This window comes from Pseudomonas sp. GW822-FHT05A08, assembly GCF_058800485.1.
In genome coordinates this window covers 1,822,791-1,848,580 of the sequence record NZ_CM179511.1, presented here as the reverse complement: position 1 = coordinate 1,848,580, position 25,790 = coordinate 1,822,791, and the positions used below count along the sequence as shown (strand labels likewise).

Genomic DNA, 25,790 nt, shown 5'->3' with positions numbered 1-25,790 from the left:
CTGTGGCATTCCGGCTCAGTGGCCGATGCTGAGCTTGCCGTAGGACTCGCGGTCGATATCCAGGATCTCCACCGCCAGTTGCAACTCGACGCCAGCCGGCCATTCACAGAGTTCCTGCAGCACCGCCAGCAGGCTTTGCGAAAGCTGCTTCTTGATCTCTGGCGAACGCCCGCTGAGCAACGACAGCTTCACATGCACGAACGCCCGCTCGCCGAGGCCGGTGCCGACGCGAAACGTCTCGACCTTGCGCGCGCGGCTCTTGATGTCGTATTCAGCGAACTGCCCGGATGCCACCAACGCGTTGTTGAACCGCAGCAAGGCCTTGTCGGCATCCAGTTGCGACAGGTTGGCGGTGTATTCCATATGCAGATGAGGCATGGCGGAGCTCCCTGAAAGGTGGGGGTGAAAAGGCGCTCCATACTACACGCCTCGCGACCGCCTGCCTGAGTCCTCTACGAAGGGATAAGAGTTCAACGCGCCTTGAGCGGCGCCAGGTCACGGTCGCTCATGAACGCCTCCAGCCGCGAACGCAGCCAGCGTTCGGCCGGGTCGGTGTCGACATGGCTGAGCCAGACCATGGACAGGTCCAGGGTCGGGGTCTTGAACGGAAACGGCTCCTGGAACAACTGCCCCGACGCCGCCATGGCCGCCGCCGTGTAGTCCGGCAGGCTGGCGATCATGTCGGTCCCCGCCAGCAACGCCGGCAGCGAACTGTACTGCGGCACCGACAACACCACATGGCGCTGTCGACCGATCTCGGCCAGCCATTCATCGGCAAAGCCGCTGACATTGGCCGTGTGCGACACCAGCACATGCGGACGGGAACAGTATTCGTCGAGGGTCAGTGGCGTGTCGCTGGCATCGGCGCGCAGCACGCTGGGCTGGATATGCCGCAGCAGCTTGCGCTTGGCATTGGCCGGCAGCCCGCGGGTCTGGCTGATGCCCACGGTGATGTCGCCGGCGGCCAGCAGGTCCGGGATCCGCCAGTAGTCCGCGTGCTGCACCACGAACACCACCTTCGGCGCTTCCTGGCGCAAGGTCCGCAGCAGCGGCGGCAACAGGCCGAACTCGACGTCGTCGGACAAGCCGATGCGAAAGGTCATGGTGCTGCTGGCGGGATCGAAATCGTGGGTCAGGCTCAAGGCCGAGGACAAGGCATCCAGCGCCGGCGACAGGTGCTGGATCAGCTCCTCGGCGCGGGCGGTCGGCTCCATCCTGTGGCCCACACGAATGAACAGCGGATCGTTGAAGATCGCGCGCAAGCGATTGAGCGCCGAACTGATGGTCGGCTGGCCGAGAAACAGCTTCTCCGCCGCCCGGGTCACATTGCGCTCGAGCATCAGGGTTTCGAACACCACCATCAGGTTGATATCGGCCTTGCGCAGTTCGTTGCGATTCATCCGCGTGCTCCATCCCCAGGTCGGAGCCCAGTGTAGAAAGGCCCCGCAACGGCGTCTATCGCCATCGAAGGGGCTTGGTTCAACCCTGAATGACTCAGGGGAAGGTAAAGGTGAACTCCGCCGCGCCATCGGCGTCGCCGACCTTGACCTCGGCATCGCTGCCGGTGCGGATGTAGCCGGCCCGCAGCGGGATGATCGCGCTGTCGCCCACCCGTTGCATGTCGTAGCGGGTGCCGTCGTATTTGACCCGCTGCCCGTTCAGGTCGTTGATCATGATGATGCCGAAGCCCTTGGCGCTGTTGGGCGAAGCCGCCAGGTTGAGTACCGACGGGTCGGTGTGAGCGGCAACTTTGTCGGTGAAGGTGATCTGCGGCCTGGCATTCAATGCGCACTGGCTCAGCTCGATGCGAAACGGTACCGGCGACGAGGTCGAACCCACCTTGGGAAAATTGGCCAGGGAGAAACGCCCGAGCTTCACCGGGATGGTCCTGTACGACTCCACCACGCAGGTGTTGGGAACGGTGATCCCGCCTCCCCCGCCCATATTGATGATGGCGGGGCCCATCAACGAGTAGGGCTTGCGGCAGATGCCGATGGGCATGTTGTCGCTCGGGATGGTGACCTCCCCTCCCAGGCTGGCCACCCCCTTGAGCAGGTCGACCGCATACAGCATCAGCCCCGAGCTGCCGGCGACACGGTCGATCACCAGCTCGCCGCTGGGCAACTGGCTGGGGGGCACCGTGAGGATCAGCGATTGCAGATAGTTGGTCACCATCAGCGAGCGCTGGTTCTGGCCTGCGCTGGGGTCATAGATAACCTGGTTCTTTTCCAGCGCTACGGGTTTGGACACCTGGGTGATATTCCTGAGGACGCCGTCGGAGGAGTTCACCGCGATCTTGAAACCGATGCCGTCGATGTTGGTCGGGGCGATGGCGTCGGGCAGCGGGGTACCCGCGGTCCAGTATCCGGCAGAGACCAGCTCATGGGCCTTGTTACCCGTAGCCCCGCCATATCGGTAGTTGGTGATCAGGGCCACCGGTCGTTGCCACAGGACGGAGCCTACCGGCGTGGTGCTGGTCAACGGCGTCACTTCCACCCAGGGCCGGCCGGCACCGTTACTGAACGAGCAGTCGATCGCCTGGCTTTCCACCAAGGCGGCCTGGGCCGTCGCGCCGATCAAGCCCGGGAGCAGACAAGCCAGTACCTGGGCACTGCGGTAGAACCGACGTACGTGGCCGGCGGGCCTCAACGCCAATAGGTGGGTCATGGGGCCATTCTCCATGCTCTGCTTGAGCCCGGCCGTGTTGGCCGACCGGGTTTCGTTGCTCATGGAAGACCCGCATCGCGGGTCATCCTGAAAGAGGTGATGAATCCTGAAAAACCGATACGCCATGCCGCGGCATGACGTATCGGGAACCCGCGATACCTGGGTATCAGCGGGTGGTGCCGAGGGTTACTGGATGATTCCCAGGTTCATGCCGGAAAGCGGTACCTGGGCAGCCTCGCCCAGTGCCGAGTTGTATTTCATCTCGCCATAGTTGACGCCGACCAGGCCGCCGTAAGTCTGGTAGCTCGGGTAATTGGCGTTGATCTTGCCACTGGCCACCGATTGACGAACTTTGCCCATGTTCAGCCCCACCAGGCCGCCGAGCCTGGTGTAGTAACCGCCGCTCACCGAGCCCAGGGCCAGGGAGTTGGAGATCTGGCCATGGTTCTGCCCCACCAACCCACCGATGTTACTGTCCCGATCACCGTAGACAGTGCCCTTGGCCGTAGCGGTTTCGATAGTCGAGCCCAGGGTGCGACCGTTGGTACCCACCAGGCCACCCACGAAGCTGTTGCTCCCGGCCCGGACTTCACCACTGGCTTCGACCGAACTCAGGTCACCGTCGTTGTTGCCGATCAGCCCGCCGACATTGCTGTTGCTGCCTGCCACGACCTTGCCGCGAGCCACGACGTGGCTGACGGTACCGCCGTAGTTGCTGCCGATCAGCCCGCCGGTATTGCTGTTGGCGCCCGCGGTGACATTGGCCAAGGCCTCGGCGGTGTCTATTTTGCCGTAGAAGTTCTGGCCGACCAGGCCACCGACATTGGTGCCCGAAGTGTCGTAGACCGTACCGCTGGTCTTGACGTCGTTCAGCGTGCTGTTCTGGTTGTAACCGATCAGCCCGCCTGCCGAGGCACTGCCGTAACCGTTGACCTTACCGCTGAAGCTGGACTCCCTGACCGCACTGTTGGTGTTGAACCCGATCAGGCCGCCAATGTTGCTGGCGCTGTGACCCTGCACCGTTGCCGAGGAGCTGGACCGCTCGACCGTGCCTGCCTGGTTGTAACCGATCAGCCCGCCTATATTCGTGCCCACATAACTGTACGAGTAGTTACCGACTGAACCGCTGCTGGAAGAGTCGGCGATATAACCGCCCCTGTTGGTACCGACCAGGCCGCCCGCACCACCAGCGAAGTTGCGCGCCAGGTACCCGCCGATGGCGACATTCGCCAAACTGTTGGTAATGCTCGCGGAACCCGCACCCCCTGAAACGTTTTCACCGACCAGGCCACCCACCGACGTGGTATAGCTGTTGCCATTCACGTAGGAGTTGCCCCCCACCGATGCGCGATCGATCGCACCGCCAGCATTGAGCCCGACCAAACCACCCACGACGTTGGTGTTCGAGGCGTTGGCGTTGACGCGCAGGCCAGTGGCGCTGACGTTGGTCAGGGTCCCGGTGTTCACCCCCACCAGGCCGCCGATATAGCTGAAGCCCACTCCGGAGGTAGTGCCATTGACGGTCATGTTGGCCAGTTTCAGGTTACTGATACTGCCCGAGTTGCCGGCGAACAGACCAACCATAGGCCCGGTATTGGTCACCGTGAAACCGCTGACGGTATTGCCCAGGCCATCGAAGACGCCAGAGAAGGTGCCATTGCCACCAATGGACTTGAAGTTGCCGTACCCCTTGATGTCGGTCCCCAGGACATACAAGCCATTGAGGTTGTTATTGACCGCCTGCAACTGGGCGGTGTTTTGAATGACATCGTAAAGCGCGCCGTTCGAATCGAACGAGGCCCCGGTACCGGACAGAGTGACCTTCGCGTCCTGCCCCAGGGCATAGCCGCTGCCATGGTTCATCCCGAGGCTGGCATTGGCCCCACTGAGGGTCACGTTGCCGTTGAGCCGGATGGCTTTATCGGCATTCATCTCGACCCGGGCCTTGATACCGGTGCTGGCCAGTCCGCCATTGACCTCGATGTCGCGCTTGGAAGACAGCTTCAGCTGATTGCCACTGTTCCAGGTGACGGGACCACCCACCACCACATCGCCGGCACTGCTGGCCAGTTCGATATTGGTGGTCGCCAGGTTGTTCGACAAGGTATCAGCGTAGGCGGTGTCGCTGCCCGATGCCGCTGTCGGGTTGACCTTGACCTCGCGCGAGGTGATCTTCCAACTGCCGGTCTGGCCGTTGCTGGCCTGGGTATTGACCCGGGTCGCCAGTTGCACCTCGGTATTCGCGCCTTTGGTCTCGATCACACCGCCATTACCCACGGCGCCGATGGCACTGGCAGTCATCGCCCCGCCCACCAGCACCTTGCCCATATCGCCGCCATCGAGGGTGATCTTGCCGGCTGTGCCACGCAGGGTATTGGCCTCGATGGTGCCCTGGTTGTTGACCACGGTCCGCAACATGTCGCCGGCACTCTTGGCGGTCATCAGCACCTGGCCGCCGTCAGCCTTGAGCAGGCCACCGTTTTTCACCAGGGCATCCACTGCGGCACCATCGACTTGCAGGTTGAGCAGGTTGTTGCCGTCGAAGTTCACGGTGAACTTGTCCCCCGCCCCCAGTACCACCCGCCCCATTTGCGCCTGGATCACCCCATCGTTGCGAACGTTGGTCCCCAGCAGCGCCACGTTGCCGCCCTGGTCGGCAATGATGTCGCCGTTGTTGATGATCTCCGCCGACGAGTTGCCCGAGAAATTGTATTTGCCGGCCTTGAAGTCATCGTCGCTGATGCTTCGGGTCGAAGCCACCAGACCACCCACGTTGACCTGGGCGCCCTGGCCGAACACTACGCCGTTGGGGTTGACCAGAAACACCTGGCCATTGGCATTGATCCGGCCCTGGATGTTACTGGCATTGGTTCCGATGACGCGGTTCAGCGCAACCGAGCTTTTACCGGGCTGGTTGAAGGTAACCCTCTCGCCCTTTGCGACGCTGAAGTCGTTCCAGTTGGTGATCAGCTTGTCGGTATGCTGGTTGATCGACATTTCCTTGTTATTGTCGAAGATCAGAATATCGCCCGTACCGTGCACCACGGTTCCCCCCGTCGGCAGGGCGAATGCCGAGGACATGGCGCCCGCTCCCAGCAGGCTGACAGCCGCCACGACCATCCCCTTGCGCGCACCCGACTTGCGCCGGCGACGTGCCCCTTCATGAGCCACATTCCAGCATGCCAGGGCCTGGTTCCAAACCAGTGCATACATTTTGTTCACGGTAACGCCCTCTTCACTAAAGAACGTTCTGCAAACCATTTGCAGAACGACACCACTCCTGCTACGAGCAGGTACTAGAAATATTGCGTCGCGTTCATCCAGACCTGGGGGCGGCGCTCCGGCTTGTCCCGGGTCTTGCCGTTGTCATGCAGCGGCCAGGCGAGCGTCAGGTTGACTTGCTGCGAAGGCCCCGCCCAGCTGGCACCGATACCGGTCGCCGTGATCCGGCGGGTATTGTTTTCGGAGGTCCAGGGTTGGCGATCGACCTTGACCGTGCCGTTGTCGGCGAAGGCGCTGAGCTGCCAGCGCGGGGCCAGGGCGTAGCGCAGTTCGGCACTGGCCTGCCAGCCCTGGTCGCCGCTGCCGGCGCCCAGTGGATAGCCACGCACACCGTAGGGACCGCCAAGGCCGAGCTTTTCCGAGTTGTCCAGGTTGCTGTTGGCCCATTGCGCACTCAGTCGGGTATAGAGCTGGAAACGGTCGCTCAGGCGCTGCAGGCGCGCAGCGTTGAGATTGAGCTTGGCGAACCCGCCCGAGCTGCCCGCGGTACGACCATCGCGAACCTCTTCCTCGGGGTCGCCAAAACGCAACCGGCCGCTGCCGTAGGACAGATCGAAGAAGTTCTGGCCTCCCCGGAAAAAACGGTCCTGGCTGTTGCCGCTGAGGCTCAGCGTCCACAGGCCGATCCGCTTGCGGTTACTGAATTCGAACAGGTCGATATCGTCGCGTAGCCGTTTGTCTTCGTATTGCAGTTGCGCAGTGAGGTCGAAGGTGCGACTGCGCACCAGCGGCTGGGCGACGAAAAAACTGCGGAAGCTGGCGGTACCGTGGTAGTCGAGGACCTCGAAGTCCCTGTACAGGCGGTAGCTCATTTCCGAGTACGCACCGCCGATGCGGGTCGACCAGGGCCCGACCGGTAACTGGTAGGCCGCACGGTAATAGCGCTGCGATTCGTCGCTGCGCATCGCCCGCAGGCTGAGCTGGTCGCCGAGGCGCAAGGGGTTGTTGAGGTTGAGGCTGCCGCCCAGGCGGTATTCACCGGTGTAGTAGCCACCGAAGTTGTCCGCCTCCAGGGTGCCGTTCAGCAGAGGCCCGGGCTCGGCGTCGATCACCAGGTCGGTGGTCCCGTACTCCTGGCCAGGACGCAAGGTGCCGCGAGCCTGGACCCCGGGCAGGTCGCTCAACAGCAAGAGGCTGCGCTCCAGGTCCGCGTCGTATACCGCCTCGCCGCTGTTCAGCGCCGACAACGGCGCATGCACCACCTGATCCAGGGCGCGCGAACGGTTCTGCACTTCGATGCGTCCGTAACGCCCCTCCACCACGGCGATCCGCACCAGGCCGTTTTCAATGTCCTGGGGCGGCAGGAAAGCGCGGGCCAGTACATAACCCCGCTTCTGGTAGTAGTCGGTAATACGCTGCGCGGCTGCGCGCAAACCGTTCAGGTCCAGCTCCTGGCCCTGCAGGTCGGCCAGCAGCGGCTGCAGACGCTCGGTGGCGAAAACCTGGTTGCCCTCGATGGCAAACGCCTGGACCTGCACCCGGATCCCGGAGGTGTCCGGGGCTGCGGGCGCGGCGGGCGTCTCGGCCTTGGGCAGATCCAGTTCCAGCTCCGAAGGGACTGGCTGGACCGGCTGGACCGACTCGATGTCACGCATCGCCTGACCGGCGCTAGGCACCTGCAAGGCCAGGGCGATATCGGGCACCGCCAGGGGCAGCAGCGCCGCCAGCACGAAACACGACCCACGCCGCCCCAGACTCATGCCCACCGGTCGCGCACCCTCGGGCGCTCGACCGCAACCGCATGACGATGCACTCGCCGCGAATCTGTCCATCGCAAAACTACTGTTGTAACCGCGCACTTCCACTCAGCGTCTCCCCGCTGTCTATCGCCACCTGGTAACGAACGACCGTCGCATTGGCGACGGCTGCCTTTTTTGTTGCGGGCAGGGCGATACGTGTCGTGCCAAAAGGCTCGAGCGTGATCCCCTGCCAACTGATCGATTGAGCCCCGCTGCCCAGTTCCAACTGCGGGATGGACACGTAGTAAGGCGCCCGGCTGGTGGCCTGCAGCGCCATCTGCCCGTCCGCTCCGGGTGCCTTGTCGAGGCTCCAGACCACTTGCCCGATTGCCTCGTCCGCCTTGCCGGCAAGGCCCGAAGGGCGGTACAGCAGCTTCATGCGCATGCGATAGGCCAGGCGCAGCACATTGCTGTCGCTGGTCGTCACCGGTGGCACTTCAAGGAAGTTGATCCAGAACACCGACTCGCGATCGCCGGGCAAGGGCTCACCGGTGTAACGCACCACCAGGGCGCTGCGCTGTTGCGGGTCGAGCCGTGAAATCGGCGGCGACAGTACGAACGGCACCGTCAAACGACTCGGGTCGGCGCGCGTATCCCCCCGGTCCAGCCAGGCTTGCAGGAGGATCGGCGCATCGCCGGTGTTGCCGACCCTGACCGTCAACGCCGGGGTATTGGCCGGGTAGATGAAGCGCGTACCGGTAATGGCCAGCGCCGCCTGGACGTCGGCGCAAAGCGACATCAGCAGCCAGGCCGCCATCAGGCCCTCACAGATTCGCCGAGCCATGGCCGAGGGGCAGCACAAGCCGCCTGCCTGTCGCATCAGCCGCTCCTCGCCTGAGCGGGCGCGCCGGCAGCGTCGGGAGGTAGCGGGCGGCATGGCAGGTCGAATACCTCATAGCCCTTCGCCTCAGCCGCCTTGGCAGACGCTGCATCGCGTTTGGACAAGCGGTAGTCGATCAGGCATTGCTGCCCAGGCTGATCACCCCATTCGACGCGGATCGAACCCTGGTCCTTTTCGCTGCGCAGCACCAGGCGACTGCCCTGGCCGACCGCGCCCATTTCCACCCCGCTCTCGGCGTCGGTCGCGATCGCGGCAAACGGCAGGAGCGCGCCATTGGGTTGCAGGCTGTTGATCAGGAAAGCGCGCGCCTTGCGGGTCGGGTAAGACAGCATCACCACGGCTCCCGCCACCGGCGCGGTGTTGCGCGAACTGACCTGCAGCTCGACGTCGTCGGGCATGCCTTGCGGGTCGATATCCACGGTGTTGAGCTGGAAAGGCGTCAGGCTGGGCACCACCGCGTAACCGCTGCCATTCACCCGCGCGCCGCTGTAGCCGACACCTGCGCCCTTGGCATGAGGCGCGTAGACCAGGCCGCTGGTCTCGCTCAGGGTCTGGGCAAACGTCAGGCCGCCGGGGTGCAGGATCATGCCGCCGGACGCACCGATGGAGCCCTGGCGGTAATCGCTGCCCTGGGAAAAACTGGAACTTAAGGCCACCTGGGGCAAGGAATAATTGAGACTAGCGTTGTGGCTGGTTTCCCGTTGCTTGTCATCACGGGAAACGGACACGGCATAGGATGCTTTGCCCGCGTCGTCCACTGTCCCGGAAACGCCGCTGGTCAGATGAGTTCCCGTGCTCTGGTCGTGACTGACGAAGTTATTGAGCACCGTTGCGCCCCGGGTCTCACGGCCCAGCGGGATCGTAAGGGTCAAACTCAAGGTCGTATTGCTACTGACTGCCCGACGCCCTGAATACCGGTTCTGACCCAGCGTGCGCTGTACGGCGAAGGAATAGCTATTGCCCCGCCACTGATTGCTGTAACCCGTGGAAAAGCTCAGGGCCTTGCCTTGTCTGTTCCAATAATTGAGCGCCGAACCACTGGCATAGAAATGCCCGCCAGTGGCCTTCAACTGCTGACTGATATTCACATCCAGCCGGTCACGCATTCGGGAGAAGGCTTCCACCCGTTCGCCGCTCTCGACGAAGTCCTGCAACGCGACCGCGTCATGCAGTCCCAAATAACCACGGGTCGAGTAGCGATAAGCCAGTAACGAGAAGTTGGTACCGCTATTGGGCAGGTTCTTGCTATAGGACAGACGCAGGCTCGTCCCCTTCAGACGGCCCCTTCTGGGCACGTTGGTTTTGGCCTGGGTCACATCGAAAGCAAAGCCCCCCACATCGGTATTGAGCGCACTCCCCATCAGCACCGACATATAACTGCCCGTGACAGCACTGCCGATGTACCCGGTAATGTCGTTATCCAGACCGTGCTGGGCTGTCCCTTGCAGCACATACTGGTTATTGCCACGCAGTCCAGGATCGATGATCTGGCCGGCGGTGAAGCCATATCGGGAGTTTCCAGGACGCAGTAACTGAACAGTCGTGGCAAAGGGCACGATGAAGCTGCTGCTCTTCCCGTTAGCCTCGGTCACGGTGACGCTCAGGTCGCCACCGAAGCTGGCGGCCTGCAGATCGCTGATCTCGAATGGCCCTGGCGCCACCGAGGTTTCGGAGATCAGATAACCGCGCTGATAGACCGACACCTTGGCGTTCGAACTGGCTGTACCGCGCACCACAGGTGCGTAATAACGATCAGTGTCAGGAAGCATCCGATCGTCACTGGACAACTGCACACCACGGAACGACACCGAGTCGAACAGATCCGCATCGGTGGCGCTCTCTCCCACCAGCAGCTGCGAGCGCCAGCCTGGCAGCTCGGTCTGGGCATAAACTTGCCCGCGCTGATAATGGCCACCCGTTTGCGGCGACCAGGTCAGGGTGCCGTTATGCCGCAAGCGCACCGAGCCGGCATTGACCCCCATGTTCAGCCCGGCATAACCATTGGTCATGGTGCGGCCGCTGTTTTGCACGCTGAACAGGTTAGTGTTGTAGTTGAGTAGCCCCGCGGAAACGCCATGATCCCAATTGGCCGGATCGACGTAGGTTTTCGACAGGTTCTTCTGCAGGAAATATTGTGGGACCGAAAGATCGATCGTCAGCTCCTTGAGATCGATTTTCGTGGTGAGACCCGGAATGTAGCGAGCCAGGTCGGCGCAATAGGTGCCCTCCGGCATGCTTTCTGCGGAAGGTTGCGCCGAAGCCGCCTTGTCCAGATCGATACCAGCGCGGACCAGCAACGAACGCTCATAACAAGGCTGGCCGCCTTGCGGCCCATGCGTGTCGCGAAACTCGATGTTCTGCGTGGCACGCCACTGACCATTTACCAGCAGGTCGATACGGTAATTGCCCGGAATGAGAAAGCCCTGGCGCTCAAAGCGGCTGGTATCGATGGGGGCACCTTCGGTCTGAAACAACATCTGCGAATCGAATACCACGCCCTGCCCCGCGGGCTCGGCAGTGGAAGTTTCAGCCCATGTTTCAGTCGTCATGACAATAGCCGCCGTAGAAACAAGACATAGAAAAAACCGACCTGAGCTCAAACCGTACGAAACTAACGCACAAGCAAAAACAACCAGATAACTACGCTGGACGTTCAACATATTCGATACCGGCATGCAGCCAGGTCATAGAAATGACAGAACTGCAGGGTGAGAAAAGTTACAGGGACAACGGTTTTTCAAGTACGCGCCGCCCACCGAAGTCATTAATGACCTCGTAATGAACAGAGGCTTTTCGATAAGCCTGAGGAGCCTGTTCGGGCAATGAAAAAAAACCACTACTGAAAGGCGCGATCATTTCATCTTTAACTGCAATCCGTCGCCCATCCAGAGCAACTTCGACCTTGCCGAAAGAAACGTAATACGCCGTCGGATTGCTTACCTGAATCCCCAGGCGATGCCCGACTTTGCCTTTTCCATCCGAAGGACTGGCTTGCTTGAATTGCCAATCGAGCTTGTTCGCCACCAAGTCCACATCCGACTTCAAGTTCTTGGGTCTAAAGAACACTTTGATTCTAGTTCTGAACGTAAATTGCAAGACATTTTCATCGACTTCCTTGCGCGGAGGCGTTTCCAGCACATTGAGCCAGAACAAGGACTCCCGATCTTCTGCAAGTTTTTCACCCGTATAGGAAACACGCAGTGAAGCCGAACTACCCGGATCCAGACGGATCACCGCAGGGGACAGCAAAAATGGAACCTTTATTTCCTCGGGGCCTTTAGTTGAATCGCCATCATCAATCCAACTTTGGGCCAATGCAGCAGAGACACCGGTATTGTTCATTTTTATAGTAACTTCACGAGCATCCGACGGATAAACCAGCCGAGTGCCCTGGATGACTACCGACGCCTGCACGATTCCAGAACATACGCCCAAGAACATGACGCCGAGAACGAAAGAAGAAAAAATACGCGCTTTCGGCGTCATGACCCACTCCTCGGGCGCTGGCCTTTACTTATACGACAGGGTGTATCGAACGAAGGAGTTACCCGAACCCGCGCCAACGCTAGCAGCGGTCGCGACATAGTTCGCCTTGAACTTCAGGGTTGCCGTGTTGCCTGCAACGGTGGCGACCTGTGGCGTGGCCTCCGACATACCGAGTGGGACTTTCGTGCCAGCAGCGACATTGTCGTTGTACACCTGAATCTGCACGCCGGTAGCAGGCGCGGCGCCGATCAGCTTGAGGTTTCCGGTCGCCGCGTCGACGTTGCCCACCTGGTCAAAATCAACGACGACCTTGGTTCCATTGGAACAATCCGCGCCGGACAGCACCAATTGGAAGCCCTTGAACGGAGAAGCATCGCCAATGGCCTTGAAGATCGAAGGAGAGATGCGCCCCAGTTCCACGTTGGTGACGTTGTCTTCACCCGGGGCCTTGCCGTTGATATTGCAAGTCACGTCAGTGATGCTGCCAGAGAAGTTAACCACGCCATCAGTGGCATGAGATAACGAAGGAACAAGTGCGGCAAGCATCAAGCTGGAAGTTGCCAGGGATAGTAAAGATGTTCGTTTCATGTGATTTCCTTGTTCACGTTGATCGGCAAAAGAAGTGCAATCTATTTGATCGTCCTCCCGGTTCAGCCATGACCAAATCACGCCAGCCATAGCAGCCCTAGCCTCTCTCATTCAAAGTCTAAGTCGATTGGTCGACAACAATAGCAAGCCCCCTTGGCAGCCCATGAAGGACGCCCAAAGGAAGCCGTAGCTTACCGATCAACCTTCGAATTTGAATTGAGAGACGGCCGAAGCACCCATCAGAAATATCTTAATAAACCGCCCATTGATTTCGTCTTTACTTATGAGGCAAGACTGTGTACTTCTTCAACGCATTGCGTTCAGCTGAACTCTGCCAAGTGCTCGCATCACAGTAGCCTGAGTCAGGCTAACTAAACTAATCAATAAAAATGAAAGGAGTCTACCCCGCCGGCCTGCGCAGTGAGCGCCGACAAAAGGCCCAACCTCAATGAGAAGAATTGAATATAGAGAGTAAAAATATAAAACCTACACGCATAATCAATATAGAGAGAGCACACTATGGGATCCATAGTAATAGTCGACGACCACCCCCTGGTCAGAGTCGCATTGAAAGTCATTCTTGAGCGTAACGGTCACAATATCGCCGCCGAGGCAGACAATGGCGTCGATGCCATTCAAGTCGTTCGCATACATAAACCGGACCTGGTGATACTTGACCTCGATCTACCGCAACTGGACGGGTTATCGGTACTCACTCACTTCAAGGCAAATAACTTCCTGGTAAAAACGCTGATATTGACTTCCAGTGACTCAAAGAATTTTGCCGTACGTTGTTTGCATGGAGGCGCAGCAGGTTTCATTTGCAAGGACGAAGCGCTGGATGAGGTCGGAGATGCAGTAAAGGCACTGTTATCGGGGCATACCTATTTCCCTGAAAGTTCTCTGCTCCTGTTGCAGGAAAGCATTCACACCAACCAGATGCAAAGTATTGCCGCTTCCCAGCTGACCAACAGGGAAATCACCACATTAAGGTTATTGGCACAGGGTCTTAACAATAGGGAGATTGCAGCGACTCTGCTTATCAGTCATAAAACAGTCAGCACTTACAAAGTAAGACTCTTGAAGAAATTCAACACCACCAACCTTCTGTCCCTGATTGAAATAGCCAGGCAGAAAGGAATCATATAGGCCTCTTGCGAAACCCAGCAGCGCATGGACATCTGTCCGTTTCAGAATCGGCGTCTTATCGGTTTTGCGACGGGACATCGAGTACTACTCCCTTAGAGCAGCAGAGGAATCAGCGCTCACGAGGCAGTTCTCTCAGATTGATTGGCCCATCATCCTGTATGGCTACAAGACAGATGTCCTTGAGGTTGAGCAACGCCTGCTCGACCAACTGCACCCTTTCCAACAGCACCGGCCAACTCCCCGCGAGACTGACGTCCCTCAACTGCTGGCAGCTGGAAATCAGCGGCTGGTACTTCAACACACAAGCTGCACCCGCCATCTTGTGGCACAGCCTGGCAATGGCCTGCCGATCGTTTTGTGCGCAGTACGCCCGCAACAACTCGAGGTCTTTGATCTGGTAGGTCCTTACGTCGTCTATGAGCCGTCGTGCGATTTGTTCATTGTCGCCAGCAAGGTCCATGAGCCTGCCAAGCACCTCTAGCAACGACACGGCGGAACCGACCCGGATAGCCTGAAGCACCTCGTCATCCGCGCTCACGCCCGCGTTGAAATCTGCCGCCTCCGGCGTTGCACCGGCCTGTACATCCAGCCTATTCATATCCGCCTCCCTGCCTCACCTGAATATGCCACGGTGCATTCACCGAATACGGGTCAGGCTAGGCAAAACTCCTTGAAGCGAATATCAGACATTTCTCAAAGCGCGGGACAGGCAACTTTGTTCAGGGGCGCCACGCCCCAGGCATCGAAATCCGGACAGCCTGAAAAATCCCGACAGAAAAATGCTCTGGAGTTTTTTTAATAACTGACACTGCAGTTTGCCGCTGCCCAGCACTGGCAGACGCAGCCAGCCCTTGCCACATAAGGGTTTCAGCTCATTGAGCCGCATCAGTGCCGGGTGCTTGCGAGCATTTCGCCAAAAACACATCGACATAATATTGACACCAAAACATCCGCCTGTCGGAATATTGGCACTTCGTACTGTTACTCCCGGTTAACACCTTTACAAGGCCTGACCCCACAACTAAACAACTATCAAACTGATATCAGGAAAGGCCGTATCCCTGAATCAGAACGACCCCAAGACACGGCTTCATCCAGCCATTACTTCAGGAGTCCCTTTCATATGGGTGCTCTCAGGCTATTGCGCACCATGCGCAGCGCAGCCCCGGGCTTGGGCCCATGTTCGCCCAACCGCGCCTGCGATTCGCTTCTCAAGCACGGCGAACTTCTTCACCAGCACGCCATCTGCGTCCCTCTTCCGGCAGGCCCAGGCGGCCGACGATGTCCGGGATCAGCTCGCACCGCTCCTTGACACCCTGAGCGGTACAAGCACGGGACTTCGTCCTGTCAACAGGACCTGGCAATTCTAAAAAAAGCATTTTCGGGAGAAAGACATGGCTACCACCACAACGACCAGCGGCGGCACCACAACCTCGTTTTCCAATACACCGCAGGCGCAGGACGACATTTTCACTACCGGCGTCATTGGCACGAGCAGCGCAAGCATCACTGAAGACCTGCTGGGAGTCGTGTATCTGGACGTCATGTCCAATGACCTGGGCGGCAATGCAAAGACACTCTGGTCACTCGATAACGCAACCAGCCTTTCTACTGCCACCAAGGTTTATGCTCCGGCCGATCTCCTGGTCCAGGACACGGGCAGAGTCGAGGCGACGAGTTCTGACACCAGCTTCAATGGTGCAAAAATCTGGATTACGTCCGATGGAAAAGTCGGCTACGACGCCGCGACTTTATCGACTGCTTTCAAGGCGCAACTTCAGGCGCTTGCTGCCGGAGCATCCCTGACAGACAGCTTTACGTATGCGATTCGTCTCGGCAATGGCACGCTCAGTTGGGCCACTGCGCAGGTGCAATTTGCAGGTGCGAATGACAGCGTGACGATGAGCCTTGGCGCCCAGGCCGGTACCGTAACCGAAGATGCGGCCACGACACCTAGCCCGACCGACTCGCACAGCGCGACGGGCACGATTGCGTTTAACGATGTCGATCTGAGCGACACGCATACCGCCTCTTTCGTGGCGGCGCCAGGCAATGCCACAGCGCTGGGCAACTTCGTCCTCGCTTCGGTGACTGAAGCCGCCAACGCGGCCAACGGCACCGTCAACTGGACTTATACCTTGAATAACGCGGCAGCCCAGTCCCTGGCCCAGGGGCAGACGGCCAGCGAAACTTATGTGGTCACCATCAGTGACGGGCATGGCTCGTCGACAACGCAGAATGTGATCATCACCATCACCGGCACCAACGACCAGGTGCAAATCACCAGCGGCGTGCAGGCCGGAGAGGCCAAGGAAGACAGCGGCGACTACGCTGCCAGCGGCAACATCACCTTTACCGACGCCGACCTGATCGACACCCACAGCGTTACCGTCACGCCGGGTGCTTCGGGCTACCTGGGCAGCTTCACTACAGACCCGCTGAACGACAGCACCGGCACGGGCAGCGGCTCGCTGGGCTGGCACTTCGCGGTAGACAACGCCGCCCTGCAGTTCCTGGGTGAAGGCCAGACCCTCACCCAGACCTATGACGTGGCGATCGGCGACGGCGCGGTGCAAACCGTGACCATTACGATCACCGGCACCAACGACCGGCCGACGCTGACGATTGCCGACACTGCCGGCGCCATGAGCGAAGGCAACGCTGCGGCCACACTGAGCGACAGCGGCGCCCTGAGCTTTGCCGACCTGGACAACATCGACGCGGTGACGGTGTCGCACACCGCCAACGGCAACATCGCCTGGAGTGGTGGCACGCTCAACGCGGGCGTGGCTTCGGCGCTGGTGGCCGGCTTCTCGGTCGATCAGAACAGCTGGGACTACAGCAGCAACCAGAACCTCGACTTCCTCGGCGCGGGTGAAACCATCACCTTCTCGTACACGGTCGTCGCCACCGATGACAGCGGCGCGGCAAACGCGACCTCGGCGACGCAGACCGTCAGCATCACCATTACCGGCAGTAACGACGCCCCGGTGCTCAGTTTCGCAACGGGCAATGATCTCGGCGCCGTGCAGGAAGACACTACCCTCAGCGTCAGCGGCCAGTTCAGCTCGGCTGATATCGATCACGCTGCCACGGCCACCTGGAGCATTGCCGGGTCAAACACCGGCACCTACGGCTCGATTACCGTGGACGGCACCGGCCAGTGGACCTACACCCTGGCCAACGGCACCGATGGCGTTGCCAGTGCCGTGCAGTCGCTGAAGGCGGGCGAGAGTCATGATGAGGTGTTCAGCGTGCAGGTCAGCGATGGCCTGGGCGGCGTGGATACCCAACTGGTAACCATTACCGTCACCGGGAGCAACGACGCGCCGGTACTCAATTTCGCCACTGGCAACGATGTCGGCACAGTGAAGGAAGACACCACCCTTAGCGTCAGCGGCCAGTTCAGCTCGACCGATATCGACCACGCAGCCACGGCCACCTGGAGCATTGCCGGGTCAAACACCGGCACCTACGGCTCGATTACCGTGGACGGCACCGGCCAGTGGACTTACACCCTGGCCAACGGCACCGATGGCGTTGCCAGTGCAGTGCAGTCGCTGAAGGTGGGCGAAAGTCACAACGAGGTGTTCAGCGTGCAGGTCAGCGATGGCCTAGGCGGCGTCGACACCCAACTGGTGACCGTCACCGTCACCGGCAGCAACGACCAACCAACCCTGACCATTGCCGACACCACCGGAACGATGAACGAAGGTGATGGCACTGCCACACTGAGCGACAGCGGCGCCCTGAACTTTGCCGATGTGGACAATACCGACACGGTGACGGTGTCGCACACTGCCAACGGCGACATCGCCTGGAGTGGCGGCATACTCAATGCGAGCGTGGCTTCGGCACTGGTCGCCGGTTTTTCGGTCGATCAGAACAGTTGGGACTACAGCAGCAGCCAGAACCTCGACTTCCTCGGCGCCGGTGAAACCATCACCTTCTCGTACACGGTGGTTGCCACCGATGACAGCGGCACGGCTAACGCTGCATCGGCAACACAGACCGTGACCATCACCCTCACCGGCACCAACGACCAACCAACCCTGACGATTGCCGACACCACCGGAGCGATGAATGAAGGTGATGGCACTGCCACACTGAGCGACAGCGACGCCCTGAGCTTTGCCGACCTGGACAACATCGACGTGGTGACTGTGTCGCACACCGCCAACGGTGACATCGCCTGGAGCGGTGGCACACTCAATGCGGGCGTGGCTTCGGCACTGGTCGCCGGCTTCTCGGTCGATCAGAACAGCTGGGACTACAGCAGCAGCCAGAACCTCGATTTCCTCGGCGCCGGTGAAACCATCACCTTCTCGTACACGGTGGTCGCCACCGATGACAGCGGCGCGGCTAACGCGGCTTCGGCGACGCAGACGGTCAGCATCACCATTACCGGCAGCAATGACGCGCCGGTACTCAGCTTCGCCACCGGCAACGATGCCGGCGCCGTGAAGGAAGACACCACCCTCAGCGTCAGTGGTCAGTTCAGCTCGGCCGACATCGACCACGATGCCACGGCCACCTGGAGCATCGTCGGAACAAATACCGGCAGCTATGGCTCGATCGCCGTGGACAACAGCGGCCAGTGGACCTACACCCTGGCCAACGGCACCGATGGTGTTGCCAGTGCCGTGCAGTCGCTGAAGGCCGGCGAAAGTCATGACGAAGTGTTCAGTGTGCAGGTCAGTGATGGCCTCGGCGGCGTGGATACCCAACTGGTGACTGTCACTGTCACCGGTACCAATGACGCTGCCGTGCTTTCCTCGGCCAGCGTCACGCTGAGCGAAACCAATGCTCCGCTGACCACCGGCGGCAGCCTGACCGTCAGCGATATCGACAGCCCGGAAAGCTTCCAGGCGCAAATCGACACTGCCGGCAACTACGGCCAATTCTCCATCGGCACCGGCGGTGCCTGGACCTACGTCGCCGATACCGCCCACAACGAGTTCGCCGCAGGTACCACCTACACCGACACCTTCGCGGTAAGCAGTGCCGACGGCACCCTCACTTCGGTCACGGTGCATATCCTCGGCACCAACGATGCCGCCGTGCTGTCCGCCGACATCGCCAATCTCACCGAGACCAATGCCGCCGTCGACATCTCCACCACCGGCACCCTGACCATCAGCGACGTCGACAGCGCCGCGACCTTCGTCGCCCAGACCAACACCGTCGGCAGCTACGGCCAATTCTCCATCGGCACCGGTGGCGCCTGGACCTACGCCGCCGACTCCGCTCACAACGAGTTCGCCGCTGGCACCACCTACACCGACACCTTCGCGGTAAGCAGTGCCGACGGCACCCTGACTTCGGTCACGGTACATATCCTCGGCACCAACGATACCGCCGTGCTGTCCGCCGGCATCGCCAACCTCACCGAGACCAATGCCGCCGTCGACATCTCCACCGCCGGCACCCTGACCATCAGCGACGTCGACAGCGCCGCGACCTTCGTCGCGCAGACCAACACCGTCGGCAGCTACGGCCAATTCTCCATCGGCACCGGCGGTGCCTGGACCTATGTCGCCGATACCGCCCACAACGAGTTCGCCGCCGGCATCACCTACACCGACACCTTCGCGGTGAGCAGTGCCGATGGCACCCTCACCTCGGTCACTATGCATATTCTCGGCACCAACGATGCGGCCGTGCTGTCCGCCGGCATCGCCAATCTCACCGAGACCAATGCCGCCACTGACATTTCCACCGCCGGCACCCTGACCATCAGCGACGTCGACAGCGCCGCGACCTTCGTCGCGCAAACCAACACCGCCGGCAACTATGGCCAATTCTCCATCGGCACCGGCGGTGCCTGGACCTACGTCGCCGATACCGCCCACAACGAGTTCGCCGCCGGCATCACCTACACCGACACCTTCGCGGTGAGCAGTGCCGATGGCACCCTCACCTCGGTCACTGTGCATATTCTCGGCACCAACGATGCGGCCGTGCTGTCCGCCGGCATCGCCAATCTCACCGAGACCAATGCCGCCACTGACATTTCCACCGCCGGCACCCTGACCATCAGCGACGTCGACAGCGCCGCGACCTTCGTCGCGCAAACCAACACCGCCGGCAACTATGGCCAATTCTCCATCGGCACCGGCGGTGCCTGGACCTACGTCGCCGATACCGCCCACAACGAGTTCGCCGCCGGCATCACCTACACCGATACCTTCGCGGTGAGCAGTGCCGATGGCACCCTCTCTTCGGTCACCGTGCATATCGCCGGCAGCAATGATTTGCCGACTATCACCTCCAACGGTGGGGGTGCGACAGCTTCGGCCAACGTGGCGGAGAACGGCACGGCAGTCACGACAGTGGCGGCAACCGATGTTGATCTACCCGCACAAACACTGAGCTACAGCATCGTCGGCGGAGCGGATGCCGCGAAGTTCTCGATCGTTTCAGGCACAGGCGCGCTGAGCTTTATCTCTGCACCCAACTTTGAAGCGCCGGCGGATTCGGGAACGAACAATGTCTATGACGTGATTGTGCGGGCGTCGGACGGCACGCTGTTTGACGACCAGGCGATCGCGGTAACCGTGACGGGCGTCAACGACAACAGCCCGGTGATCACCTCCAACGGCGGTGGTGCGACGGCTTCGGTCAACGTGGCGGAGAACACTGCGGCGGTCACAACAGTGGTGGCGACCGATGCTGATCTACCAGCGCAGACGCTGAGCTACTCGATCCTGAATACGGCCGGGACGGACTTCGGCAAATTCTCGATCAGTTCCAGCGGAGTGCTGACGTTCAATTCGGCGCCCGATTACGAGAATGCCCAGGATGTCGGCGGCACCGACGGCGACAATGCCTACGTCGTGGACGTTCAGGTGGCCGACGGCAATGGCGGAACCGATACGCAGACCATTACGGTGAATGTGCAGAACGTCGTCGAGACGCCAGTCGACAGTGTGCCGCCAACGGTGACGGTGACGGGGACAGCCTTAGGCAGTTCGATCGGCTCGACGTCGACGGTCACATTCCAGTTCAGTGAGACAGTGAGCGGTTTCAACCTCTCGGATGTCTCGGTGACTACGACGAGCGGAGCGCCCCGCGGAACCTTCAGTAACTTTACCCAGGTCGATGGCGATACCTACACCGCGACGCTGACCAGAACGCTGGGCGGTAGCATAAAAGTCGACGTTGCCGCGAACAGCTACACCGACCTGGCGGGTAATCCCGGGGCTGCCGGGAGCAGTGCAAACCTTCCGGCAGGCGTTGCCGGCGAACCCATCAATCTGGCCCTCGACATTCCACTGGCCGAGATTAACGGCCCCGTAACGGTGGCCATCAGTGGCATTCCTTCGGGGTGGGTGTTCAATGCTGGAACCGACAACGGCGACGGCACCTGGACCGTGCAGACCAACGATCCCGGCGCCTTGACCGTGACAACCCCAAGCGACTTCGCAGGTGCGTTGGTACTTGATGTCAACATGTACTGGAGCAACAGTGACGGCAGCACCGCAAGCGCCTACGTGTTCAACAACGTCGAAGTCTATGCCCCAGGCTCGCCGATCTTTGCCTTGTCCGCTGATGACAACCTGACCGGTTCGTCCGGTGCCGACACGTTCGTCTTCGCCCAGCCAATCGGTAACAACCAGATCTACAATTTCGACGTCATGGCGGACAAGATCGACTTGATCGGCTTCACAGGCGTCACCACCTTCGCTGACTTGAGCATCAGCAACGACGTAAACGGCAATGCCCTGGTCAGCATCGGCTCCGGCCAGACGGTCACCTTGAGAGGTGTCGATGCAGCGGACCTGAGCGAAGCGAACTTCCAGTTCGATAGGGACCCGCTTACCAGCAACACCGGCACCCTCACCATTGCCGACGGCGCGATCATGCCGTTCGGTGGCAGCCTCGATAATAGCGGCACCATCGAACTCGGCTCCGCTGGCAACGAGACCCGTCTTGAGATTCTGTTCCGTGGCGCGACCTTGACCGGTGGCGGCCAGGTGCTGCTATCCGACAACGCGCAAAACGTGATTTTCGGCGGTAGCGCCGACACCGTGCTGACCAATGTCGACAACCGCATTTCCGGCGCCGGCCAGTTGGGCGCCGGGCAAATGATACTGGCCAATGCGGGGCTGATCCTCGCCAGCGGCTTGAACAGCCTGGTGCTCGACACCGGCACCCACACCATCACCAACAGTGGTGTGCTGGAGTCCACAGGCACAGGCGGCATGACGGTGGCGAGCACGGTCGAAAACACCGGCCATCTGTGGGCCAACGGTGGTGACCTGCACCTGCTGGCCGACGTGACCGGCAATGGCAGCGCAACCATCGACGGCAATGCCAGCCTGACCTTCGCTGGCGCCGCACACACCTCCGTCGCCTTTCACGGCGAAGGTGCGGGCTCGCTGGTGATCGCCCAGGCTGAAGCAGCGGGCTCGCTGGTCGGCATCCTCGGCCTCGAGAGCGATGACTTGCTGACGTTCGGCGATCTCGCTTTTGGCGCCAACACCCAGCTCGGCTACACCGCCAACGCCTCTGGCGCCGGTGGCCTGCTGACGGTGGACGATGGTACGCATCGAGCCGAGGTGAACCTGCTGGGGCACTACTCGGTAGAAGACTTCCAGGTCACCGACGGTGGCGAAGCCGGCACCCAAGTCAGCTTCCACGGCGAATCCAGCGGCACACTGGTGGGCAGCATGCTCGCGGATACGCTCAGTGGCGGCGACGGCAACGACATCATCGTGGGTCGTGGCGGCGAGGACACCCTCAGCGGCGGCGCGGGAGCCGACGTGTTCGCCTACCTCAACGCGAATGAAGGCGGCGACCATATCCTCGACTACAACTTTGCCGAAGGTGACACCGTCGACCTCTCCACGCTGCTCAACGCCAACTTCGTCAGCGGCACCAGCCAGGTAGCCGACTTTGTCCAACTGGCGCAGTCCGGCAGCGACATCACGGTGCAGGTGGATCCCGATGGCGCCAACAATGGCAAGCACTTCGTCGATGTGGCGGTGCTTGACCACGCTGGCACCCCCAGCCCCGATCTGGTACGCACCTGGTTCGGGGAGGCCGACCATACGCTGACCGCGTGATGCATTGGGCTGGAGCTGGCTGGGAGGGTCAGTATGCTCGATGTGAATCGAGTGGCCCCGCAGTCAGCTTTTCGAAATCCAGATGGGGGAACAAGCGGGGGGAATAAAAACAGCCAGAAACGACAAAGCCCCTGAAAACGTTAACGTTTTCAGGGGCTTCGGCTACTTCAATAATGGCGGAGAGATAGGGATTCGAACCCTAGGTACCCGCGAAGGTACAACGGATTTCGAATCCGTCCCATTCGGCCACTCTGGCATCTCTCCAACGGCGCGCATCATAACAGCACCTTTGCCCGAAGCGAAGCCCCTCGGGCAAATTTTTTCCGTGCTATCAGTCGGTTGCGTCGATTACAGCGGTACGCCCAGACGCTTTGCGACTTCTTCGTAGGCTTCGATCACATCACCGAGGCCCTGACGGAAGCGGTCCTTGTCCATCTTCTTCTTGGTGTCCTTGTCCCAGAGGCGGCAACCGTCCGGGCTGAATTCGTCACCCAGGACGATGGAGCCGTCGCTGAACACACCGAACTCCAGCTTGAAGTCCACCAGCAGCAGGCCAGCGTCGTCGAACAGCTTGCTCAGGACTTCGTTGACCTTGAGCGACAGTTCTTTCATGCGCGCCAGTTGCTCGGCGGTGCCCCAGCCAAAGGCCACGACGTGGGATTCGTTGATGAACGGGTCGCCCTTGGCGTCGTCCTTCAGGAACAGTTCGAAGGTGTATGGATTGAGCTTCAGGCCCTCTTCCACACCCAGGCGCTTGACCAGGCTGCCGGCGGCGTAGTTACGCACGACGCATTCGACCGGGATCATGTCCAGCTTCTTCACCAGGCACTCGTTGTCGCCCAGCAGCTTGTCGAACTGAGTCGGCACGCCGGCCTCTTCGAGCTTCTGCATGATGAAGGCGTTGAACTTGTTGTTCACCATGCCTTTGCGATCGAGTTGCTCGATACGCTTGCCGTCGAACGCCGAGGTGTCGTTGCGAAACAGCAGGACCAGGCGGTCGGCGTCGTCGGTCTTGTAAACCGATTTGGCTTTGCCACGGTAGAGTTCTTCACGTTTTTCCATGATGGGCTCCGCTTGCTAAGTAGGTGGGCTAGGCGATGTGGCGCCAGTCGAGCCCTGAATCTTGATCGGCCAGTTGCAGCCAGTCCGGGTCGCACCCGAGGGTGTCGACAAAACATTGCCGGGCCAGCTGCGGCAGGTTGTTCTTGCTGCTGAGATGGGCCAGTACCAGATGCTGCAGGTCCTGCCAGCCCAACTCGGCCACCAGGCTTGCGGCCTGATGGTTGTTCAAATGTCCCATTTCCCCACCGACCCGCTGCTTGAGGAAATACGGGTAGTAACCTCGGGCCAGCATGTCGCGGCAGTGATTGGCCTCGATCATCAAGGCATCCAGCCCGCGATAGCGGTCGATCACCGTGTTGCAGTAGGAACCCAGGTCGGTCAGCAGGCCAAAACGCCGCCGGCCGTCACTGAACACGTACTGCACAGGCTCCAGCGCATCGTGGGCGACGCGGGTCACGTCGATGCTCAAGGCACCGACCTGAAGCGTCTCGCCCCCGGCGAGAAAACCCGCAGCGTCCACCGGTTTGCGCATCCCGCGCAACGTGCCGCGACTGAGGTAGACCGGTAAATTGTAGCGCCGAGACAGTAAACCCACGCCATGCACGTGGTCGGCATGTTCGTGGGTTACCAGAATCGCGCTCAGCTGCGCGGGGGCTACCCCCAGGCGCAGCAGGCGCCGCTCGGTTTCGCGCAAGGAGAAACCACAATCCACCAGGACGTAGGTGTCGTCACTGGCTATCAGCGTGCCATTCCCTTGACTGCCACTGCCGAGAACGGCGAAACGCATCGGATCAGCCCAGGTTGTCCTGAATCACAGTCAAGACCTTGCGCGCCACTTCAGGCGGAGCAACGGTGTTGATGTCTTTCTCGACGGTGACCTGGACGTTGTCGCCCACCTTACTCAGGCGAACCTGATAACGCTCGGCGCGGGCCTCGATTTCTTCCTTGGCCGGTGCGCTGCCGAACAACTTGCCGAAGAAGCCCGGCTCGTCGTTTTTCTTCTCGGCTTTTTCCGCCAGGTTGATGTAGTACAGGCCCAGGCTGCGGTTGATGTCTTCAACGCGCCACTCGCCCTGTTCCAGGGCACGGCCGACGCTCGACCAGGCGCGGTCGAGGTCTTCGCCGAGGTTGAGCACCACGTTGCCGCTGCCGTCTTCGGTGAGGCTGACACGGCTAGGGGTATCGAAATCACGCGCGGCCAGCAGGGAGACCGAACCGCCCTTCTCGGCGCTGCGGCTCATGCTGGCGAGCATTTCGTCGACCAGCGCGGCATCCAGGCTGGTGTTGACCGAGCGGTTGGTGAAATCGACGTTGGAGGTGCTGCCGACAGGACGTTCGGCGCTGACCACGTAGACTTCACTGGTATTGCGCTGCACGCCTGGCTCGATACGCACCCGCACGCGGGTTTCGTTATCGGCCGAACCTACGCTGCCCAGGCGCTTGGCCATGGATGCGGAGAGTTCGTCGGAACGCTGCCAGGCGGTGGTGAACTCGCCGGTTTGCGGACGTTGTTCGTCAATACGGAAACCGTTGTCCTGGAAGAACTGCATGGCCACCGGCCAGACTTCGGCCGGGGCGTGCTGGGCCATGACCCAACGCGCATCGCCGCTCTTCTGCAGGGTGTAGTCGCTGGCATCGGCCACCGAGCCCAACGGCTGCGGACGCGGCACGATGTATTCGCCCTTGACGGTGTCGTCGGCCACATTGCGCGGAATCGGCAGCAGCGGATCGAGGCGCTTGGAGGTGCTGACATCCGACGGCAGTTGCATCGGTGCGGTCTGTTGCGCTTGCAGGTAATCGCTGCCGCGGTCACGGAAGTAGCCTTCCGGCCCCCAAATCCAACCGCAGCCACTGGTGCTGGAGATAATCAAGGCAAGTGCGGAAAGTCCGGCCAATCGCTTCATGCGT

15 protein-coding genes, 1 tRNA gene and 1 pseudogene are annotated in these 25,790 nt (G+C 60.7%); 3 read left to right on the top strand and 14 right to left on the bottom strand.

Annotated features, from left to right (window positions below; genetic code table 11):
• Positions 1-15: 15 nt before the first annotated feature.
• The 9 genes from AC3RCP_RS08405 to AC3RCP_RS08365 all read right to left on the bottom strand — a co-directional run bounded on the left by AC3RCP_RS08405 (position 16) and on the right by AC3RCP_RS08365 (position 12,603).
• Positions 16-378, bottom strand: a complete 363-nt coding sequence (locus AC3RCP_RS08405) for a 5-carboxymethyl-2-hydroxymuconate Delta-isomerase (RefSeq protein ID WP_087089065.1) — start codon at positions 376-378, stop codon at positions 16-18.
• Between the two features lie 92 nt (positions 379-470).
• Positions 471-1,400, bottom strand: coding sequence for a LysR substrate-binding domain-containing protein (locus AC3RCP_RS08400; RefSeq protein ID WP_007928849.1), 930 nt, complete (start codon positions 1,398-1,400; stop codon positions 471-473).
• A 94-nt stretch (positions 1,401-1,494) separates the two neighbouring features.
• Positions 1,495-2,667, bottom strand: coding sequence for a fimbrial protein (locus AC3RCP_RS08395; RefSeq protein ID WP_037035347.1), 1,173 nt, complete (start codon positions 2,665-2,667; stop codon positions 1,495-1,497).
• A gap of 186 nt (positions 2,668-2,853) precedes the next feature.
• Positions 2,854-5,889, bottom strand: coding sequence for a two-partner secretion domain-containing protein (locus AC3RCP_RS08390; RefSeq protein ID WP_101337098.1), 3,036 nt, complete (start codon positions 5,887-5,889; stop codon positions 2,854-2,856).
• A gap of 74 nt (positions 5,890-5,963) precedes the next feature.
• Entirely contained in the window at positions 5,964-7,649 is a 1,686-nt protein-coding gene (locus AC3RCP_RS08385; protein ID WP_101337097.1) for a ShlB/FhaC/HecB family hemolysin secretion/activation protein, read from the bottom strand.
• A gap of 79 nt (positions 7,650-7,728) precedes the next feature.
• Positions 7,729-8,508 (bottom strand): fimbrial biogenesis chaperone, encoded by a 780-nt coding sequence (locus AC3RCP_RS08380; protein WP_101337096.1) that lies wholly within the window; start codon positions 8,506-8,508, stop codon positions 7,729-7,731.
• Positions 8,508-11,078 (bottom strand): fimbria/pilus outer membrane usher protein, encoded by a 2,571-nt coding sequence (locus tag AC3RCP_RS08375; RefSeq protein WP_492569562.1) that lies wholly within the window; start codon positions 11,076-11,078, stop codon positions 8,508-8,510. The genes AC3RCP_RS08380 and AC3RCP_RS08375 overlap by 1 nt, the downstream gene beginning before the upstream one ends.
• Positions 11,079-11,247: 169 nt before the next feature.
• Entirely contained in the window at positions 11,248-12,015 is a 768-nt protein-coding gene (locus AC3RCP_RS08370) for a fimbrial biogenesis chaperone (RefSeq protein ID WP_492569560.1), read from the bottom strand.
• Between the two features lie 24 nt (positions 12,016-12,039).
• Entirely contained in the window at positions 12,040-12,603 is a 564-nt protein-coding gene (locus AC3RCP_RS08365; RefSeq protein WP_007928840.1) for a fimbrial protein, read from the bottom strand.
• 519 nt (positions 12,604-13,122) lie between these two features.
• Here AC3RCP_RS08365 and AC3RCP_RS08360 point away from each other — a divergent pair.
• Entirely contained in the window at positions 13,123-13,752 is a 630-nt protein-coding gene (locus AC3RCP_RS08360; RefSeq protein WP_007928839.1) for a response regulator transcription factor, read from the top strand.
• Between the two features lie 109 nt (positions 13,753-13,861).
• On the opposite strand, the gene AC3RCP_RS08355 is transcribed toward AC3RCP_RS08360, so the two are convergent.
• A complete protein-coding gene (locus AC3RCP_RS08355; RefSeq protein WP_007928838.1) occupies positions 13,862-14,350 on the bottom strand; it encodes an Hpt domain-containing protein in 489 nt (162 codons plus the stop codon).
• Positions 14,351-15,146: 796 nt separating this feature from the next.
• Between AC3RCP_RS08355 and AC3RCP_RS08350 the strand changes: the two are divergent.
• Positions 15,147-15,635, top strand: a pseudogene (locus AC3RCP_RS08350) (hypothetical protein); the annotation flags it as partial.
• A gap of 18 nt (positions 15,636-15,653) precedes the next feature.
• On the top strand, positions 15,654-22,820 hold the full coding sequence (locus AC3RCP_RS08345; protein WP_493151117.1) for a VCBS domain-containing protein: 7,167 nt from the start codon (positions 15,654-15,656) through the stop codon (positions 22,818-22,820).
• A 174-nt stretch (positions 22,821-22,994) separates the two neighbouring features.
• On the opposite strand, the gene AC3RCP_RS08340 is transcribed toward AC3RCP_RS08345, so the two are convergent.
• The 4 genes from AC3RCP_RS08340 to bamC form a co-directional block, all read right to left on the bottom strand.
• Positions 22,995-23,084, bottom strand: a tRNA-Ser gene (locus AC3RCP_RS08340).
• Between the two features lie 84 nt (positions 23,085-23,168).
• Entirely contained in the window at positions 23,169-23,882 is a 714-nt protein-coding gene (purC, locus tag AC3RCP_RS08335) for a phosphoribosylaminoimidazolesuccinocarboxamide synthase (RefSeq protein ID WP_101337092.1), read from the bottom strand.
• A gap of 28 nt (positions 23,883-23,910) precedes the next feature.
• Positions 23,911-24,669, bottom strand: a complete 759-nt coding sequence (locus tag AC3RCP_RS08330) for an MBL fold metallo-hydrolase (RefSeq protein ID WP_053259949.1) — start codon at positions 24,667-24,669, stop codon at positions 23,911-23,913.
• Positions 24,670-24,673: 4 nt separating this feature from the next.
• Positions 24,674-25,786, bottom strand: coding sequence for an NlpB/DapX family lipoprotein (gene bamC, locus AC3RCP_RS08325; protein ID WP_007930240.1), 1,113 nt, complete (start codon positions 25,784-25,786; stop codon positions 24,674-24,676).
• Between the last annotated feature and the right edge of the window lie 4 nt (positions 25,787-25,790).

Bases quoted from the DNA above. Each gene is read 5' to 3' on its own strand.
- AC3RCP_RS08405 (WP_087089065.1), bottom strand. From the start codon at position 378: ATGCCTCATCTGCATATGGAATACACCGCCAACCTGTCGCAACTGGAT.
- AC3RCP_RS08400 (WP_007928849.1), bottom strand. From the start codon at position 1,400: ATGAATCGCAACGAACTGCGCAAGGCCGATATCAACCTGATGGTGGTG.
- AC3RCP_RS08395 (WP_037035347.1), bottom strand. From the start codon at position 2,667: ATGACCCACCTATTGGCGTTGAGGCCCGCCGGCCACGTACGTCGGTTC.
- AC3RCP_RS08385 (WP_101337097.1), bottom strand. From the start codon at position 7,649: ATGAGTCTGGGGCGGCGTGGGTCGTGTTTCGTGCTGGCGGCGCTGCTG.
- AC3RCP_RS08380 (WP_101337096.1), bottom strand. From the start codon at position 8,508: ATGCGACAGGCAGGCGGCTTGTGCTGCCCCTCGGCCATGGCTCGGCGA.
- AC3RCP_RS08375 (WP_492569562.1), bottom strand. From the start codon at position 11,078: ATGACGACTGAAACATGGGCTGAAACTTCCACTGCCGAGCCCGCGGGG.
- AC3RCP_RS08370 (WP_492569560.1), bottom strand. From the start codon at position 12,015: ATGACGCCGAAAGCGCGTATTTTTTCTTCTTTCGTTCTCGGCGTCATG.
- AC3RCP_RS08365 (WP_007928840.1), bottom strand. From the start codon at position 12,603: ATGAAACGAACATCTTTACTATCCCTGGCAACTTCCAGCTTGATGCTT.
- AC3RCP_RS08360 (WP_007928839.1), top strand. From the start codon at position 13,123: ATGGGATCCATAGTAATAGTCGACGACCACCCCCTGGTCAGAGTCGCA.
- AC3RCP_RS08355 (WP_007928838.1), bottom strand. From the start codon at position 14,350: ATGAATAGGCTGGATGTACAGGCCGGTGCAACGCCGGAGGCGGCAGAT.
- AC3RCP_RS08345 (WP_493151117.1), top strand. From the start codon at position 15,654: ATGAGCCTTGGCGCCCAGGCCGGTACCGTAACCGAAGATGCGGCCACG.
- purC (WP_101337092.1), bottom strand. From the start codon at position 23,882: ATGGAAAAACGTGAAGAACTCTACCGTGGCAAAGCCAAATCGGTTTAC.
- AC3RCP_RS08330 (WP_053259949.1), bottom strand. From the start codon at position 24,669: ATGCGTTTCGCCGTTCTCGGCAGTGGCAGTCAAGGGAATGGCACGCTG.
- bamC (WP_007930240.1), bottom strand. From the start codon at position 25,786: ATGAAGCGATTGGCCGGACTTTCCGCACTTGCCTTGATTATCTCCAGC.